The following is a 16,701-nucleotide window of genomic DNA, read 5'->3' on the forward strand; positions in this document are numbered from 1 at the left end:
GAAACATAAAAGACAGGCAGGCCCGCGCACGGCCCATGGGAACAGCTGCCGGCGTGCAGGCGTGAAAGAGGTCTTATTAGAGGGCGCGCACTTTGCAGCAGGCAGGCGCTCATGTCAAAAAAGCTGTGGCAAGCACCCGCACCACAACATAAAGAAACCCTGCGCGCTGCCGATAGCCTGACTCAATGTGTTTTCAGGTAAGGATGTCCCGATGTCGCTCAGGCAGCTCTCCATTCAATGGAAAATCACCCTGCTGGCGGGTTTGTGCCTGCTGGGGATCGTGACCCTGCTGGTGGGTCTGTCGCTGTATCGCATGGCGCAGAGCTCGGAGCAGGTCAAGGCGTCCAGTATGCAGATGCTCGACGAAGCCGCCCAGGCGCGCATCGAGGCCCAGGGTGAAGTGCAGGCGCTGGGCATTCGCCAGCAGTTCATGGATGCCTACCAATACGGCCATGGGTTTTCCCGCCAAGTGCTGTTTTTGCGCGAGCAGGCGGAAAAACGCTTTCTCGATGCCTTTGATACCCGTGAAGACCTGACTCGCCAAGTAAAAGCCGCGCTACAGGCCAACCCCGACCTGCTGGGTTTGTCCCTGGTATTTGAAGCCAATGCGCTGGATGGCAAGGACGAGCTGTTCGCCAACCAGGCGGAGCTGGGCAGCAATGACAAGGGCAGGTTCGCCCTTTACTGGTCGCAGCCGACACCCGGCAAAATCACGTCAATGGCCCTGCCTGAAAGCGACATGGCCGACACCTCCATCGGCCCCAGCGGCGAAAAAGCCAACGCCTGGTTCACCTGCCCGCGCACGACCCTCAAGCCGTGTGTGATCGAGCCCTACTTCTATGTGATCGACGGGCAGAACGTGCTGATGACCAGCATCGTGTTCCCGCTGATGGTCAATGGCAAAGTCATTGCGTCACTGTCGGTGGACATCAACCTCAACAGTTTGCAGGCCGTGAGCCAACAGGCCAGCCAAAAGCTGTACGACGGCCAGACTCAGGTCAGCATCCTCAGCCCCACCGGTTTGCTGGCCGGCTACAGCCCGGACGCGAGCAAACTCAGCCAGCGTCTGGAGCAGGTCGACACGGCCAACGGCGCGCAGTTGGTCAGTGCCTTGGCCAACAGCACCCAGACCCACAGCCTGCGCACCGACCATCAACTCAAGGTGCTCGCGCCGTTTGCGCCGATCCCCGGGGGCAAGGCCTGGGGGGTGTTGCTGGATGTACCTGGAAAAGTTCTGGTAGCCCCCGCCGAGGCGCTGAAAACCCAGTTGGATGCTGACAATGCCAAGGGCACCCTGCTGGAACTGGGCCTGGGCCTGCTGGCCGCGGTGGTGGGCCTGGTGCTGGTGTGGCTGATGGCGCGCAGCGTGACTCGGCCGATTCTTGGCGTGGCGCATATGCTCGAAGACATCGCCAGCGGCGAAGGCGACCTGACCCGGCGCCTGGCTTACAGCAAACAGGACGAACTGGGCCAATTGGCTGGCTGGTTCAACCGTTTCCTCGACAAGCTGCAACCGATCATTGCCGAGGTTAAACGCTCGGTGCAGGACGCCCGTGGCACCGCCGACCAGTCCGCCGAGATTGCCACGCAAACCAGCGCCGGCATGGAACAGCAGTATCGCCAGGTGGATCAGGTGGCCACCGCGTCCCATGAAATGAGCGCCACCGCCCAGGACGTCGCCCGCAGTGCCGCTCAGGCAGCCCAGGCGGCGAAGGATGCCGATCAGGCAACGCGCGAAGGCTTGACCGTCATTGACCGCACCACCGCCAACATTGGCGACCTGGCCGCCGATATGAGCACCGCCATGACCCAGGTGGAAGGCTTGGCCGCCAACAGCGAGAAAATCGGCACGGTGCTCGAAGTGATTCGTGGCATCGCCGAGCAGACCAACCTGCTGGCGCTTAACGCCGCCATCGAAGCCGCCCGTGCCGGTGAGGCCGGGCGCGGTTTTGCCGTGGTCGCCGACGAAGTGCGCAACCTGGCACGGCGCACCCAGGAATCGGTGGAAGAAACCCGCCTGGTGATCGAACAGTTGCAAAACGGCACCACCGACGTGGTCGGCTCCATGGGCAACAGCTATCGCCAAGCCCAGGGCAGCGTCGAACAAGTCGGCCAGGCCGTCACGGCCTTGCGCCAGATTGGCGACGCGGTCACGGTCATCAGCGACATGAACCTGCAAATCGCCAGCGCCGCCGAAGAGCAAAGCGCGGTGGCCGAAGAGATCAACAACAACGTGGCGACCATTCGCGATGTGACCGAGTCGCTGTCGGAACAGGCCAATGAATCGGCGCGGGTCAGCCAGGCGTTGAACAGCCTGGCCAACCAGCAGCAGGGGTTGATGGATCAGTTTCGGGTCTGAATGTAGCAAGGCTTTTCTGTGGGAGCCGGGCTTGCCCGCGATGCAAACACCTCGGTATTTCAGGCAAGCCGAGTCGATGCTATCGCAGGCAAGCCAGCTCCCACATTTTGAACTGGGGTGGGTCAGTGCTAGCGGCGTGGTAGCTCGATCAATACCTTGAGCCCACCCAGCTCACTTTCCTGCAACTGCAACACCCCGCCCCACACCTCAACGATGTCCCGCACGATTCCCAATCCCAGGCCATGGCCGACCCTCTGCTCATCCAGGCGTGTGCCGCGGCTGAACACCTGGTCGCGCTGGGACTGGGGAATGCCGGGACCGTCGTCTTCCACCGCCAGCAGGTAGCCGCTGGGCGTGTCGCTGACGCTCAAGCGGACCTCGGCATCCGCCCATTTACAGGCGTTGTCCAACAGATTGCCGAGCAGTTCCAACAGGTCTTCACGGTCCCAGGGCAAATGCAGGCCCGGCACGACGTGATAGCTAAGGTCCAGGTGTTCGCCATGGATCATGCGCAGGGTGGCCAACAAACCGGGCAGTTCTTTTTCACAGTCAAACAGCGCACCCGGCAGCGCATCGCCCGCCAGGCGCGCACGGTTGAGTTCGCGATTTAGACGCTGCTGCACCTGTTCCAGTTGCTCGCGCAGTAACTGGCTCAACTGCGGATGATCCTTGAGCGCATCACTGGAGGCTGCGCTCAACAGCACCGCCATCGGGGTTTTCAGCGCATGGCCCAGGTTGCCGAGGGCATTGCGTGAGCGCTTGAGGCTGTCTTCAGTGTGGGCCAGCAAATGGTTGATTTGCGCCACCAGCGGTTCCAGTTCCTGCGGCACCTGGGTGTCGAGTTGGGAGCGCTGGCCTTGCTGCAGCTGGGCGATCTGGTTGCGCGCCGTCTCCAGCGGGCGCAGGGCGCGACGCACGGTGACCCGTTGCAGCACCAGCACCAGCAACAGCGCCGCCACCCCCACCACCAGGCCAACCTGACGCATCAGACGAAAGCTTTCCCGCACGGGCGTGTAGTCCTGCGCCACGCTGATGGAAATCATCGTGCCGAAGCGCTTGTAGTCCGAGCGCAACACCAGCAACTGCTGACCTTCCGGCCCCAATTGCAGGTTGCCCTTGAGCCCCGCCTCGGGGAGTCTGGGCAGCTCCTGATCCCACAGTGAACGGGAGCGCCAATGGACATCGGCAAAGTCGATACGAAAATAATGCCCGGAGAACGGCCGCTGATAAGCCGGCGACAAGCGCTGTTCATCCAACTGGACGCCATTGGGCCCGCGCACCAGCGCCACCAGCAGGTTCTCGCTGTCGTTGCGCAAACCCGCCTCCAGATAGCGCTGCAAGCCTGCTTCGAACAGCCAGAGGCTGGTTTGCGCCAGCACCACACCGACCACCACCATCACGCTGATCAACCCCAGGCTCAGGTGCCGCTGGATCGACTTCATGCCGGAGTGGCGCCAAACCGGTAGCCCTGGCCGCGCCGGGTTTCGATCACGCTGCGCCCCAGTTTGCGGCGCAGATGGTTGACGTGGACCTCCAGCACATTGGAGTCCCGCTCGGTCTCGCCGTCATATAAATGCTCGGCCAGATGGCTTTTGGACAGAATCTGTTCGGGGTGCAGCATGAAATAACGCAACAAGCGAAACTCAGCAGCCGTCAGTTGGATCTCGGCCCCCTCGCGCAGTACACACTGGCGCCCTTCATCCAAATGCAGGCCGGCGGCTTGCAGCGTTGGCTGATTGGCTTGGCCGTGAGAGCGGCGCAACAGCGCCTGGATGCGCAGGTAGAGTTCTTCGGGGTGAAAGGGTTTGCTCAGGTAGTCATCGGCCCCGGCCTTGAGCCCTTCGATGCGCTCGGCCCAGGAATCGCGGGCGGTGAGGATCAGCACCGGAATGGCCAGCGCGGCGGCGCGCCATTGCGCCAGCACCTCAAGCCCGGGCAAGCCAGGCAGGCCAAGGTCGAGGATGATCAGGTCATAGGGTTCGCTGCGCCCTTGATACGCGGCGTCGCGGCCATCGGCCAGCCAGTCGACCGCATAGCCCTGGCGCTGCAGGCCGGCCAGCAGTTCGTCGGCCAGCGGTACGTTGTCTTCCACCAGAAGCAGGCGCATCAGTCTTCCTCATCTTTGATCAGCACACCATTGGTCGCGTCCAGCTTGATCTCGCGTACCACGCCTTCGGTGGTCACCAATTCCACTTCATAGGCGTATTGCCCGTGTTTCTTTTCCAGCTCGGCCTCCAGCAGCCGTGAGCCGGGATGACGCGTCATGGCCTGCTGCAACAACTGCTCCAGCGGCAGAATCACGCCCTGCTGGCGCAGGGCCAGGGCTTCATCCTGGTTGAGGTCGCGGGCCGCCAGGCTGGAGCAAAAAATCATGAGCACCAGCGCCACTCGACTGCCGACGCGTAAATTTACCTTCATTACGTATCCTGATGATTCTTGAGAACCTGCCCGGTGAGCGCGTTCAATTCAACATCCCATTCAATGCCGTCGGCGTCTTGCAGCTCGACTTCGTAGACGTATTTGCCGTATTCCTCATCCAGGTCGGTGTCCAGGAGCGTCGAACCGGGGTGAAGGGCCAGGGCCGTGGCTTCCAATTGATCGAAAGCGACAATAGTAACAGTGGCGGGCACGATCAGTGGCTTGTCGGGGTCCGCGGCGGCGGCCGGGGTCGCCGTTACGATGATGATAGCGGCGGCGCCCAAAACAGTGAGGCGCTTCATGATAAGTCTCCGTTACATGATGTTTTCCTACGCCGGTCACGGTACCTGTCGCAACTTAACTGAAACTGAATTGCCACCATGGCAATTTACGAGCGGACCGTTTTTCCCACTGCCAGCGAGATTTTCTATAATCCCCCGCTCGCCTCAACAGAGACCGGTATGACAGCCATCCATATCAAGTTCCCTGCCTTGACCCTCAAGGCAGGCAAACGCGCGTTCAGCCGTATTCGCGAACAGGGCCTTGCGCCTGCCGACGTGGGCATCCTCCCCGGTGCGGCCGGTGGCCCCAAGGCCCTGGGCATTCAGGGGCTGGACTTGGCGCTGTTCGGTGACTGGTTGCCGCGCTCACCAAGGGAGCGCGCCCTGATCGGCGCGTCCATTGGTTCGTGGCGCTTTGCCAGCGCCTGCCTGCCCGACCCGGTGCAGGGCATACTGGACCTGGGCCGTTTGTACAACGAGCAGCGCTTTGCCAAGGGCGTGACCATGGCCGAAGTCAGTCAGAGCTGCCAACGGATGCTCGATGACCTGCTGGCCGGTCGTGATGCGCAAGTGCTGAGCAACCCCGACTACCGGCTCAACATCATGGTGGTCAAGAGCCACGGGCTGCTTGCCGATGACCACCGTGGGCGGCTGGGGCTGGGCTTGTCGTCGGTGATTGCCGATAACCTGCGGGGCCGCGCCCGGCTGTCGCGGCATTTCGAGCGGCTGATCATCCACGACCCGCGCCAGGCGCCACCGGTACATCCGCTCAAAGACTTTGCCTCGCGCTTCATTAACCTGGAACTGGGCAACCTGCGCCAGGCGCTACTGGCGTCCGGCTCAATCCCCATGGTCATGCAAGGCGTGCGCGACCTGCCCGGCGCCGGGGCGGGCACCTACCGCGACGGTGGCCTGCTGGACTACCACCTCGACCTGCCCTATCACGGCGATGACATCGTGCTGTACCCGCACTTCACCGACCGTGTCATCCCCGGCTGGTTTGACAAGGGCCTGCCGTGGCGACGCAGCAACCCGCAAGGCTTGCAGGATGTGCTGTTGCTGGCGCCATCCAGGGACTACCTGGCCCGCCTGCCCCACGGCAAACTGCCAGACCGCAGTGACTTCAAGCGCTTTATGGGCGACGACCCAAGCCGCAATAAGTATTGGCAAACCGCGATGAGCGAAAGCCAGCGGCTGGGGGATGAGTTTTTGGCATTGGCGGATAACGGCAAGCTGGGCGACCGACTGTCAGCCCTCTGAGGGTAGGCGCGAGCTTGCTCGCTCCTGCGACATGAGGGGCGGTATGCGCAGAGGTTGATCAAACTGTTAAACTCGCCGCCTGCCAGACACCTGACCGAGCTGAAAACACTGTGGAAATCTTCAAAGAATTTACCTTCGAATCCGCCCACCGCCTGCCCCACGTACCGGAAGGCCATAAATGCGGGCGCCTGCATGGGCATTCGTTCAAGGTGGCTATTCACCTGAGCGGCGATCTGGATCCCCATACCGGCTGGATTCGCGATTTCTCGGAGATCAAGGCGATTTTCAAGCCGCTGTATGAGCGACTCGACCACAACTACCTCAATGACATCCCCGGTTTGGAAAACCCTACCAGCGAAGTGCTGGCCAAGTGGATCTGGAATGAATTGAAACCGCTGCTGCCCGAGCTCAGTGCGATTCGCATTCATGAGACCTGCACGAGTGGCTGCATTTATCGCGGCGAGTAAGCGATAACCTGTCGAAAAACCACCTGCGCGGGTGGTTTTTTTTGCAAACTGAATTCGCCTGAGCCAGTTTGGCTCAGCGCTGCACCGCTTTGGCACTGGATTGGGCTGGGGCAACTCCATAGGGCCTGCTCCCGTTGGCTGATGTCTCTACCTCTGCGTTGGCACGCACGATGCAAACGAGCTGCGTCACTACTCAGGGAGCAGCACCCATGACGCAGCAACCACCTGGCAACGATTACCCCCTTAGCGAAGTTCCCCTGCATGCACGCAAAGGCTTGGCCTCTACGGCCATGGTGCTGCTGGGGTTTACCTTTTTTACTGCAACCATGTTTGCCGGTGGCAAGCTGGGGGTGGCGTTCAGTTTCATCGACATGCTCGGGGTCGTGGCCCTGGGTAACCTCTTGTTGGGTATCTATGCCGCAGGCCTGGGTTACATCGCGTTCAAGAGCGGCTTGAATTCGGTGTTGATGGGGCGTTTCTGCTTTGGCGAAGTGGGCAGCAAGCTCAGTGACTTGATCCTCGGTTTTACCCAGATCGGTTGGTATGCCTGGGGCACGGCCACGGCAGCCGTAGTATTGGGCAAGTATTTCCAACTGAGCCCAGGCAGTGTGCTGGGGTTGATGATGGTGTTTGGCTTATTGTTCTGCGCTACCGCCTACGTGGGGTATCGCGGGCTGGAAATCCTGTCCTGGATCGCAGTGCCGGCCATGGGCTTATTGCTGATTCTGTCGATGTGGGTTGCCACGGTGAAGGTCGGTGGACTGCCGGGGCTGCTGGCGGTGGTGCCGACCGCCGAGTTGGACCTGTCCACGGCGATCACCCTGGTGTTTGGCACCTTCGTCAGCGGTGCGACCCAGGCCACCAACTGGACGCGCTTTTCGCGCTCGGCCAGGGTCGCAGTGCTGGCCAGCCTGATCGGCTTTTTTATCGGCAATGGCCTGATGGTGCTGATCGGCGCCTACGGCGCCATCGTCTATCAACAACCGGATGTGGTGGAGGTTTTGCTGCTGCAAGGTTTCGCCATGGCCGCGATGGCGATGTTGCTGCTCAATATCTGGAGCACTCAGGACAATACCATCTACAACTTCGCCGTCGCCGGTTGCAACCTGCTGCGCACCCAACGCCGCAAGACGGTGACTCTGGCCGGTGCCGTGATCGGCACCCTGCTCGCCTTGCTTGGTATGTACGACCTGCTGGTACCGTACCTGATCCTGCTGGGCACCGTGATCCCGCCGATTGGCGGGGTGATCATGGCGGACTTCTTCTATCGTTATCGCGGCCAGTACCCGCGCCTGGCGGATGTTCGCCTGCCGGCATTCAACTGGCCGGGTCTGGTAGCGTATGGGGTGGGTACCGTGCTGGCGTTCAATTCGCCATGGGTCGCGCCGCTGGTGGGAATTGTTGCCGCATCGCTGACCTACGTGTTGCTCAGCGCCATACTACGCAGCATGACCGCCGGGGCATCGGTATCGTCCTGAGGATCCGGCGGCTGCCTGCCTGATTGTTTTTAGCCAAGAGGAACTTGACCATGCACATCATCAATGCCCGCCTGCGCAACCGTGAAGGCTTGCATGATCTGCACCTGGAACACGGCCGGATCGCCAGTATTACTGCGCAAACAAGGGTGCCCACGCTCGGGGCCGGCGATTTGGATGCCGCCGGTAACCTGGTGATACCGCCCTTCGTCGAGCCCCACATCCACCTCGATGCCACGCTCACTGCCGGCGAACCGCGCTGGAACATGAGCGGTACGCTGTTCGAAGGGATCGAGTGCTGGGGTGAACGCAAGGCCACCATTACCCAGGAAGACACCAAGGCCCGAGCCAAAAAAACCATTCAAGCCCTCGCCGCCCATGGCATCCAGCATGTGCGCACCCATGTCGACGTCACCGACCCGGACCTCACCGCGCTCAAGGCCATGCTGCAAGTGCGAGAAGAAAGCGCACACCTGATCGATCTGCAAATTGTCGCCTTTCCCCAGGAAGGCATTGAGTCGTTCCGCAATGGCCGCGAGTTGATGGAGGAAGCCATTCGCTTGGGCGCCGATGTGATCGGCGGCATCCCCCACTTCGAATACACCCGCGATCAAGGGGTCAGTTCGGTGAAGTTCCTCATGGACCTGGCCGAACGCACAGGTTGCCTGGTGGACGTGCACTGTGACGAAACCGATGACCCACACTCACGCTTTCTCGAAGTGCTTGCCGAAGAAGCCCGCAGCCGCGACATGGGTACCCGCGTCACCGCCAGCCACACCACGGCCATGGGCTCTTACGACAACGCGTACTGCGCCAAACTGTTTCGCCTGCTGGGGCATTCCGGCATCAGCTTTGTGTCTTGCCCCACCGAAAGCATCCACCTGCAAGGCCGCTTCGACAGCTTCCCGAAACGCCGCGGCGTCACCCGTGTCAACGAGCTGCTTGAGGCTGGCATGAACGTGTGTTTCGGCCAGGACTCCATCGTCGATCCCTGGTACCCGCTGGGTAACGGTAACATCCTGCGCGTGCTGGAAGCCGGCCTGCACATCTGCCATATGCTCGGCTACCGCAACCTGCAAAGCGCGCTGGACCTGGTCACCGACAACAGCGCCAAGGCCATGGCCCTGGGTGACCGCTACGGTCTGGAAGCGGGCCGCCCGGCCAACCTGCTGATCCTGTCGGCCGACAGCGACTACGAAGTCATTCGTAGCCAGGGCCTGCCGCTGTACTCGATCCGCAACGGCAAGGTGCTGATGAAGCGGCAACCGGCACAGGTGGAGTTTATGTGACCTGGCGGCTAGACGATCGAGTCGATATCCAGTGTTTGCGGCCTTGCCAGATCATTGTGGGAAGGCGTGGGGATGCTGGCAAATTGAGCAGCCTCACGGTTTTCACGGTGGCTGAACCAGCGTTTGAGGCTGGCTTGCAGATGCGCAGCCCCCGCATGACTGCCGTAGACATCGCGGGCTTCAATGCGACGCCAGCGCAGGCTGGCCAGGCGCTCGCGGCTGGCGTGCAAACGGTCGATCTCGGCGTTCAAAGGATCGTTGGTTTCATGGCTGCGATCATTGGCCGGGCGCCGACGGGCGAGTTCACGCCGTTTGGCCCGCAGTTGCGCGCGCATGTCCTCAAGAGCCTGGTCAAGCAGATCAAACTCCCTTGCGGTCACCAGGGTGCCTTGGCTATCCAGGGTTTGTTGCCAGCGTCGCAATGTAGCCCAGGCCGCGGGGATGTAGCTGGCGGTCATGAAGTGTTGACCGGCCTGAAAAAGCTGCCTCAATAGAGTGTCGCGGTCGGGCATGTCGCCCTGCAGTTGCAACGCGCGATTACAACCCGCTTCTTGGATGGACTCACAGCCTGGCTTCCATAACACCGAAGAATGGGTGCCGTCCGGGAGCATGATCGGCATGAAGTGATGTTGCTCACCATGATGTTGGTAGGGGTTGCCACCCATGCGCACCAACCCTGCGGCGAATAACAGGCCGCCGGGTGCAGGCGCACTGAATAAGGTGATGGCCCCGGGTATCCAGAGTTTGGCGGTGGTGTTCATCCACGGGGCGGGAACACTGGGCACGGGGTCGTTGTGATTGACGATGCGGTGGTGAACCAGTGACGAAGCGCCGACAGTGAATTCGGAGTCTGCGGCGCGGGGCGCGCCGTAGGTGTAAAGGAGGATGTTGTAGTGGGCGTCCGGCATTCGGCGCAGCCCTTCGGCAAGCAGCAATGCAATGGCACCACCGAGGCTGTGGCCGCAAATGATAATGCGTTGGCCGGTGTGAAACCGAGCAAGATAACCGAGTATGAAATTTTGCATCGCCCGAAACGCCTGGTAAAACCCGAGATGAGCTTTTCCAATGCCCTCAACGAACGAGACCTGATGAGCATCTGCATCACGCAAGATGTCGGCGCCACTAGCCGTGCCGCGCACAGCGATGAGAACAACCTCAGTGTGATGACAGATAAATGCTTGAGTATCTGTACCAGACTCAACATCGTTAAAAAAATGAAGTCGCTCTGGGTGCTCAAGACTACCAACGGTGTCACCCTGCCCGTACAACTCGGGATCAAAAGGCAAAATCTCAAATCGACGAGAATATGCCACCTCTTCGTACACTGGATAAAAACGCTGTGCTTGCTCGGAGTCGAATCTCCACGCTTCCCTGTAGCAAGACAGGTATTCGACAAATAAATTTCCGATACTTGGATCCAGTGGAAAGCTGACCTTATCCTCAGGCGCTGTCGAGGGTTCTTGGCCAAAGTCGCAATAACTTAACGTAGCCATTAACGCCAGTTGGTACAGATTTAGCGCACAAAATTGATCATGTATTGAAATGGCGGGGCGTAAGGCTCGTAGAGGACGAACCTCCAATACCGTAAACTTCTTGGGAAACAGTACCAATCCATGGGAGGAGAATTCTGGAGGCCCAAACCCAAGGTCTGCCATCATTTTTTGCACCTGCCGCGTTGGGGGATGAGTTCGCGACGATCGTGGCGGCAGGTGAGCGCTATGCCGAACCAGATCACTCACTTCAACTTGATAAAAATGATCTGCATTTTGCCGCGCAGGATTGTGTTCGCCATGCTGATCGTGGTTAACAAGAAAGTGTGTTTGCTCTGCACGGACTTGAAGCTCAGTGATAGGCAAAGCGTAAAAGGGACGCGTCATCAGCGATTGATAGAGCGCCTCCTGTCCCGTATAGCGCTCCTCCATCACAAGGATTACGGGGCCACAAAAAAAATCCGCTACGCTGGCAAAACCATCTCCGTTCAACCGGCCTCTGTGCTGTTGACCGGCACTATCATAGAGAGTGTAAGGCAGCCCCCCATAACTCTTTCCACTCCCTGTCTCATCCACTAAGCAAAACGTCAACCAATGCCCTTTCAATGGGCAAGCAGGCAACCTGTCGTTGAAGAACTGTTGCTTCCATGCATCCTGTTCCATGAGTTTTCTCCTTATTAATCACAGGTTGGATAAATCCTGCAAAAGCGCCCATCTGGCATTTTGAAAGCTTTGAAGTCAGAGACATTGCCACGACAAAACGCAAATATGTCCTCCTGACTTTCGCCCTTGCAGCGCTTCCAGCCACCCTCCACTTTTACCCAGTTATCCTCCACGGCTGGCACCTCCTCTTGCGTTAATGCAAGCACCATTCTCAATGTCTTCCCGGGCAATCCGTTACGGGCCACATTTCCGCCGGCCCGGGCCTTCGTGGGTTGTCCACTGGCACTCAACGAGTTACATCGAAGCACCTTGATAAGAGCATGCTCAGGGCCAACAGTACGAAATAACCATTGGCATTGCCCTGGGAGCTCTTGAGGCCGAATATCAAGCACTGAAAATAGGCCAGGCGCTGGCCTATCCAGAAAATCGATAGCGGCATAATCCCGCCCGATATCAGACCAGCGCGTGCCCCACGTCGCATTAATCGCAAACACAACTTTGCGTAGAACAAGCGAGCAGCCTTCAAGCTGTTGTGTTAACGGCACATCAAAACTCACTCTATTAGCCACTGACTTGCTGGGAGCCTTGAGTATTTTCAGACCCGCACGTTTACCGCCTAGTCGGGTCAGTTCGCACATTTTTCCCGATGCTGGTGTGTATGACGCATCGCCAACAAGGCTGAATTGCGCCGGCAAATCTACCTCCAACGTAAAACCATCCACCCCCCGCCCCGCGCAGCCCGAAAGCGCCACGCCCCCAAGAACAAGCAACACCACTGCCATCCACCTATTCACCGCTTTTCACCTCCCTGCGCCATTGCTCCACGACCCGCTCAAAATGCGCTTCAGGCGCCTCCCCGCCCCGAGGCGGCCAATGAATAACGCTGCTTCGGATCGCCTCGTCCAACCGGCGCACCACCAGGAACGCCAACTGCTCGGGGCTGCGCCATTGCCAGGTCCGAGCCTGTTCCAGTACTTGGGTGAGCCAGACCCTGGGGTCCTGGAATTCGACCAGTGCCGCCAGGTCCTCACTGTGTTCCGCGAGCAGGTAACGGAGGATATTGGCGTGCAAAATGGCGTCGGCTTGTGGGTTGGGTGTGTTGAGCCAGGGGGCTGGCTCCGGTGCAGAATAGTGGCCCGGAGCAGGGTTTTCGCTTTGATGCCAGCGGCCTTCATGCCAATAACACACACTGTTCAGCGGCCCGAGATAGACCGGCCAGTGCTCCTTGGATAGATGGAGCAAGGCGCGGGCCAGGGTGCGGTTGTCGTGAATACGATGGAGCGTCTGCCGCCCCGCTGGCCCCACCAGCAGCCTGTCGCGCCAATGACGCGCCACTCCCGTCAAGTCGGCAGCAGATAGGCTAAAGAGCCATCCCCAGTTCGATTCGGGGTGTCGCAGCAGATCAATCAGCGCGGGCTCATTCGCTTGCTCCAGCAATAGGATCAGCGGGCCGGAACTCGCCAACTGCGCCGCAGCGGTCTCGCTGTAGAGGTTGCAATAACGCGACAGATCGCGTTCTGCCAGCAGCGGTTGGCTAGCCTCATGACGCCCCTCAAGCATCAGGCACAGGTGATAGCCGCGTTGCTGCTGTTGGGCCATCCATCGAGTGACCAGGCTGTCCATCAAGCCGCCCTCCCCGCCATATCGCACTGACCTTCACGGCAGCATTCGCACAGGGGGAAAAAGTCCGCACCCAGTTTTTTAGCCAAATCCATGATGACGCCTTGCGCTGCAGATATTTGCGCGTCGGCAACTGGCGAGGGCGTTGTCGAGCGCATTGCGCAAGGTGCACCGCCCAGGGTGATGGGCCGGCTGCTGAAAATACCGCTGGCCTGAATCAGCAGGTGCTCTCCGCCCGCCTTCAGGCTCAGTTGCGCACCCGCATCGATCACCAGGTTGGCACCCGCCTTGAGATGAACCTGTTGCCCGGCTTCGATCACCAGGGTCTGAGCAACACGGGTGAGGCTATCGCCCTGTACGTCGAGGTGGTCGTGCGCCTCCAGCACTACCTTGCGAGCACCGAGAACGTGGCGACGCTCCTCACTTTCCAAGCGAACCGTACTGGCTCCACGAATGACTTCATGCCGTTCCCCTGCCACTTCCAGGCGGCTGTCATGCCCCACCTGTTGTTCCAGATCACGCTGGGCACGCAGATAGATGAGTTCTTCGCCACGGCGGTCTTCAAGGTGCAGCTCGTTCCCACCGCCACCGCCTGGGGAGCTGCGGCTGCGCAGTACGGTGCGTGTCTTGTGTTGCGGCAAAGGGTAGGCCGGCAAGTGCAACGCATTGGGCAGGCAGCCGTTGACCAAAGGTTGGTCCGGGTCGCCTTCCAGAAAGCTCACCAGCACTTCCATGCCTACCCGGGGAATGATCAGGGCGCCAAACCCGTCACCGGCCCAACCCGACGCTACCCGCAGCCAACAGCTGCTCGTATCGTCGTTTTTGTCCAGGCGATCCCAGTGAAAGCGCACCTTCACCCGGCCATAGACATCGCAATGCACATCCTCACCAGCGGGCCCGGTTACCGTTGCGGTCTGGCTGCTACTGATCGTCGGTTTGGGGTGCTTGAGAGCGGGGCGATGCACTGCGCGCCAAGGCGTTGCAGTGAATCGGTTGCGATAGCCCTGAAACCCGGCGGCTTCGAATGCCGACTCCTCCAATACCTGCGGCTGGTAGCCCTCATGACGCACCGATGTCAGCAGCCATAAGTCATTGCAGGCTGGATCCGGGTGCCCGCACAGTTCAAGAAAATGACCACTGCGTAACGCGGGTTGATCGCTTTTGCCCAACACCCGATGACGATCACGCTGATGGCGCTCCAGGCCACGTCGCGCCAGTTGCGCTCCCCGGGCACGGCCAGTGAAACCACCGGGGTATTCATAGTCGTCCCAGGGCTCTGCCGCTTCAGCACCGGCCTGTTCTTGCAGGCGAAACGAAGGATGCTCAAAGTCATAGTCTCGACGTACGGTTCGCTGACTGCGTGTTTGCAAACGCCGGTCGAAGCGCTGGACCACCCGGGCCTCGAGCACCGGATCAGCCGACGAACAATAACGCTGCACCGCCAGCCGTCGAAATACTGTTTGATCATCACCGAATACCAACAAATGGTTATCCACGCTGTGGCGAAAGTGGTAGTGAATACCCTCTTCCTCACACAGCCGCTGGATAAAGTGCAGGTCCGATTCCATGTACTGCACGCAAAAAACTCGCGGCGGGTACACCACGGGGCCGAGTTCGAAGGCATAGGCATCGGCGAGGATCCCGTGGTGCTCAAGGACTGTTGCAATGATCTGCGGCACGCTGCGTTGCTGGAATATCCGCTGGTCGCGACGATGGGCAAGACAGGCCAGGCGCGGGGCGAGGGTCAGGTGATAACGGGTGAGCCGCACGCCGGGATCATCTCGACCGATGGCGTAGACCTGCCCATGCAGGCCCTGATCCGCTTCGCCAAAGTCCAGATAGGCGGGTTGATGAAGCAGCGTCTCCAAATCGAAAGAAGGGTCTTCGCTGACCAATTGCACATGTATGAAGTAAGGCTGATCAAGGGCTTCAGTGCCTTTGAATGCCACTACCTGAAAGTCTGTGATTATGCCTGGAAGAACTAATTTGAAACGTGACGAAACAAACGCGTTAACCATCCCTTGTTACCCGCAATCAATTTTTCAACTGAACGACTCTCCCTCGCCAATACCGGGTGGATTGCGAAAAAAAGCACCTGAACACGCTAAAGCTTAGCGATTTCATGCGCTTTTCGGCCTTTTCCAAATAAAACAGAAGTTTCGTACATCGAGGATGGAAGTGTCGCTTATCAAGCAGGACATACAGCCAATAAGGTATCTAAGAACAACAAGAAAATTCTTACGCGAGTTTATATCTGCATCGCTAAGTTCCAAGGAAACAGCTGACAACTATGCAAGCTGGCAGTCGACTTCCTCATTCAGCGTATGAGTCGCGCCGTCCCAAAAAGACTGACTCCCAGCAACTGTCCAGACTCGGTCTGCAAACGCACTGGTGCCGTGCCACCAGGCATGACCACAGCGACGTTTCCCCCCTCAACCCAACCCGCTTGCCATGCCGCGCACGCCACGGCGCTGGCGCTGGTACCCGAGGACGCCGTGGGCCCCTCACCTCGCTCAAATACCCGCGCTAGTACCCGATTACCAACGTCCCGAGCCGCCCACTGGAGATTGACCCCACCGGCACAGGGTTGGCCGGCACCTGCTGGCGGCGCAAAAGCGATAGTCTTCAACTGATTGAACAGTGCCGACTGATGCATCGTGTCATTGTCTGGCAATGCCGATACTTGCTCGACCAGCGTCACACAATGAGGATTGCCCACCCGGACGAACTGGCTAACTCCCCATTGCGAATCGATCGACGTCAGTGCCGCCAGGCGGCTGAATTGGTGACTCCCCACGGACACGGAGCTTACGCCAACCGCACCCACCGCCAGGAGGCCAAAATCAGGTCGCCCCAAGGTCAACCAGAAACCTGACTCCCGTTCATGCACCGCCGGCTCGACATAAGTGGCTACGGGCGATACTGCATCAGGCTTGTCGTGATATACCCGCAACTCAGTGCTCTGGACCATCAAGCCCTGGTCGCTCAATGCCTGGGCAAAAATAGTCAGGCCATTACCGCTGCGTTCGGCCAGAGAACCATCGGTATTGATAATCAGCAGATCAAACGGTGACTGGTCCTGAAAAGGCCCGACCAACAAACCATCGCAGCGGTGCGCCTTTGCATTGGCCGGACGAGGCAGTGAACCCCAGCCGCATTCGGAGGCAACGGCCGACGCCGCCCACACTTTGCGCGTAATCGCCGCCGTGCAGGCATTGTCGGGCACATCAATGCCCAGTTCACGTAAATAGGTGGGGCTAACTACCCCATAGATATTGCCCCGCGCATCGTAAAATCGGGTCATCACCACACCCGCCTGAAATTTTTCATCGGCCCGTCCGTTCAGTTACCTGCTTACCAGACCGGCAGCGTATTACAG

At 59.6% G+C, this 16,701-nt stretch carries 13 protein-coding genes and 2 pseudogenes; 6 read left to right on the top strand and 9 right to left on the bottom strand.

All coding sequences use genetic code 11. The features are described 5' to 3' along the window. Window positions 1-430: 430 nt before the first annotated feature. Both TX23_RS28880 and TX23_RS28885 read left to right on the top strand, forming a co-directional pair. A pseudogene (locus TX23_RS28880) lies at window positions 431-1,501 on the top strand (HAMP domain-containing protein); the annotation flags it as partial. Window positions 1,502-1,843: 342 nt separating this feature from the next. Beyond that, window positions 1,844-2,359: pseudogene (locus tag TX23_RS28885) on the top strand (methyl-accepting chemotaxis protein); the annotation flags it as partial. 128 nt (window positions 2,360-2,487) lie between these two features. On the opposite strand, the gene TX23_RS23945 reads toward TX23_RS28885, so the two are convergent. From TX23_RS23945 to TX23_RS23960, 4 genes are read right to left on the bottom strand one after another with little or no spacing between them, the layout of a single operon-like run. Next, window positions 2,488-3,801 carry a sensor histidine kinase gene (locus TX23_RS23945; protein ID WP_057704332.1) on the bottom strand — a complete coding sequence of 438 codons (1,314 nt, stop codon included), beginning with the start codon at window positions 3,799-3,801 and terminating at the stop codon, window positions 2,488-2,490. Continuing rightward, window positions 3,798-4,466: a response regulator transcription factor gene (locus TX23_RS23950; RefSeq protein ID WP_057704333.1), complete on the bottom strand. Its 669-nt coding sequence runs from the start codon at window positions 4,464-4,466 to the stop codon at window positions 3,798-3,800. The genes TX23_RS23945 and TX23_RS23950 overlap by 4 nt, the downstream gene beginning before the upstream one ends. Further along, window positions 4,466-4,777 (bottom strand): PepSY domain-containing protein, encoded by a 312-nt coding sequence (locus tag TX23_RS23955; protein WP_057704334.1) that lies wholly within the window; start codon window positions 4,775-4,777, stop codon window positions 4,466-4,468. The genes TX23_RS23950 and TX23_RS23955 overlap by 1 nt, the downstream gene beginning before the upstream one ends. Then, window positions 4,777-5,079, bottom strand: a complete 303-nt coding sequence (locus TX23_RS23960) for a PepSY domain-containing protein (protein ID WP_057704335.1) — start codon at window positions 5,077-5,079, stop codon at window positions 4,777-4,779. Before TX23_RS23960 ends, TX23_RS23955 begins: the two co-directional genes overlap by 1 nt. A gap of 159 nt (window positions 5,080-5,238) precedes the next feature. Here TX23_RS23960 and TX23_RS23965 point away from each other — a divergent pair, with 159 nt between their 5' ends. The 4 genes from TX23_RS23965 (at window position 5,239) to codA (ending at window position 9,549) form a co-directional block, all read left to right on the top strand. Then, a complete protein-coding gene (locus tag TX23_RS23965; protein WP_057704336.1) occupies window positions 5,239-6,318 on the top strand; it encodes a patatin-like phospholipase domain-containing protein in 1,080 nt (359 codons plus the stop codon). Window positions 6,319-6,428: 110 nt separating this feature from the next. Continuing rightward, a complete protein-coding gene (queD, locus tag TX23_RS23970; protein ID WP_003190259.1) occupies window positions 6,429-6,785 on the top strand; it encodes a 6-carboxytetrahydropterin synthase QueD in 357 nt (118 codons plus the stop codon). 209 nt (window positions 6,786-6,994) lie between these two features. Beyond that, complete coding sequence (codB, locus tag TX23_RS23975) at window positions 6,995-8,263, top strand: cytosine permease (RefSeq protein ID WP_057704337.1); 1,269 nt, start codon at window positions 6,995-6,997, stop codon at window positions 8,261-8,263. A 50-nt stretch (window positions 8,264-8,313) separates the two neighbouring features. Next, window positions 8,314-9,549: a cytosine deaminase gene (gene codA / locus TX23_RS23980; protein ID WP_057704338.1), complete on the top strand. Its 1,236-nt coding sequence runs from the start codon at window positions 8,314-8,316 to the stop codon at window positions 9,547-9,549. 8 nt (window positions 9,550-9,557) lie between these two features. Here codA and TX23_RS23985 read toward each other — a convergent pair whose 3' ends face one another. The 5 genes from TX23_RS23985 to TX23_RS24005 all read right to left on the bottom strand — a co-directional run bounded on the left by TX23_RS23985 (window position 9,558) and on the right by TX23_RS24005 (window position 16,626). Then, window positions 9,558-11,702, bottom strand: a complete 2,145-nt coding sequence (locus TX23_RS23985; protein WP_057704339.1) for a lipase family protein — start codon at window positions 11,700-11,702, stop codon at window positions 9,558-9,560. Window positions 11,703-11,716: 14 nt separating this feature from the next. Then, complete coding sequence (locus TX23_RS23990) at window positions 11,717-12,484, bottom strand: hypothetical protein (RefSeq protein ID WP_244885982.1); 768 nt, start codon at window positions 12,482-12,484, stop codon at window positions 11,717-11,719. 4 nt (window positions 12,485-12,488) lie between these two features. Next, window positions 12,489-13,325: a DUF4123 domain-containing protein gene (locus tag TX23_RS23995; protein ID WP_057704341.1), complete on the bottom strand. Its 837-nt coding sequence runs from the start codon at window positions 13,323-13,325 to the stop codon at window positions 12,489-12,491. Then, window positions 13,325-15,340, bottom strand: a complete 2,016-nt coding sequence (gene tssI, locus TX23_RS24000) for a type VI secretion system tip protein TssI/VgrG (RefSeq protein ID WP_057704342.1) — start codon at window positions 15,338-15,340, stop codon at window positions 13,325-13,327. Before tssI ends, TX23_RS23995 begins: the two co-directional genes overlap by 1 nt. 299 nt (window positions 15,341-15,639) lie before the next feature. Beyond that, window positions 15,640-16,626, bottom strand: coding sequence for a hypothetical protein (locus TX23_RS24005; protein WP_057704343.1), 987 nt, complete (start codon window positions 16,624-16,626; stop codon window positions 15,640-15,642). Between the last annotated feature and the right edge of the window lie 75 nt (window positions 16,627-16,701).

Origin of the sequence: Pseudomonas paralactis (assembly GCF_001439735.1) — a bacterium.
Classification (GTDB): Bacteria; Pseudomonadota; Gammaproteobacteria; order Pseudomonadales; family Pseudomonadaceae; genus Aquipseudomonas; species Aquipseudomonas paralactis.

What these genes read in the sequence shown, in the direction of transcription:
- TX23_RS24005 (WP_057704343.1), bottom strand. Translation starts at nt 16,626, where the DNA reads ATGACCCGATTTTACGATGCGCGGGGCAATATCTATGGGGTAGTTAGC.
- TX23_RS23950 (WP_057704333.1), bottom strand. Translation starts at nt 4,466, where the DNA reads ATGCGCCTGCTTCTGGTGGAAGACAACGTACCGCTGGCCGACGAACTG.
- TX23_RS23985 (WP_057704339.1), bottom strand. Translation starts at nt 11,702, where the DNA reads ATGGAACAGGATGCATGGAAGCAACAGTTCTTCAACGACAGGTTGCCT.
- TX23_RS23965 (WP_057704336.1), top strand. Translation starts at nt 5,239, where the DNA reads ATGACAGCCATCCATATCAAGTTCCCTGCCTTGACCCTCAAGGCAGGC.
- codA (WP_057704338.1), top strand. Translation starts at nt 8,314, where the DNA reads ATGCACATCATCAATGCCCGCCTGCGCAACCGTGAAGGCTTGCATGAT.
- codB (WP_057704337.1), top strand. Translation starts at nt 6,995, where the DNA reads ATGACGCAGCAACCACCTGGCAACGATTACCCCCTTAGCGAAGTTCCC.
- TX23_RS23945 (WP_057704332.1), bottom strand. Translation starts at nt 3,801, where the DNA reads ATGAAGTCGATCCAGCGGCACCTGAGCCTGGGGTTGATCAGCGTGATG.
- tssI (WP_057704342.1), bottom strand. Translation starts at nt 15,340, where the DNA reads ATGGTTAACGCGTTTGTTTCGTCACGTTTCAAATTAGTTCTTCCAGGC.
- TX23_RS23995 (WP_057704341.1), bottom strand. Translation starts at nt 13,325, where the DNA reads ATGGACAGCCTGGTCACTCGATGGATGGCCCAACAGCAGCAACGCGGC.
- TX23_RS23990 (WP_244885982.1), bottom strand. Translation starts at nt 12,484, where the DNA reads ATGGCAGTGGTGTTGCTTGTTCTTGGGGGCGTGGCGCTTTCGGGCTGC.
- TX23_RS23960 (WP_057704335.1), bottom strand. Translation starts at nt 5,079, where the DNA reads ATGAAGCGCCTCACTGTTTTGGGCGCCGCCGCTATCATCATCGTAACG.
- TX23_RS23955 (WP_057704334.1), bottom strand. Translation starts at nt 4,777, where the DNA reads ATGAAGGTAAATTTACGCGTCGGCAGTCGAGTGGCGCTGGTGCTCATG.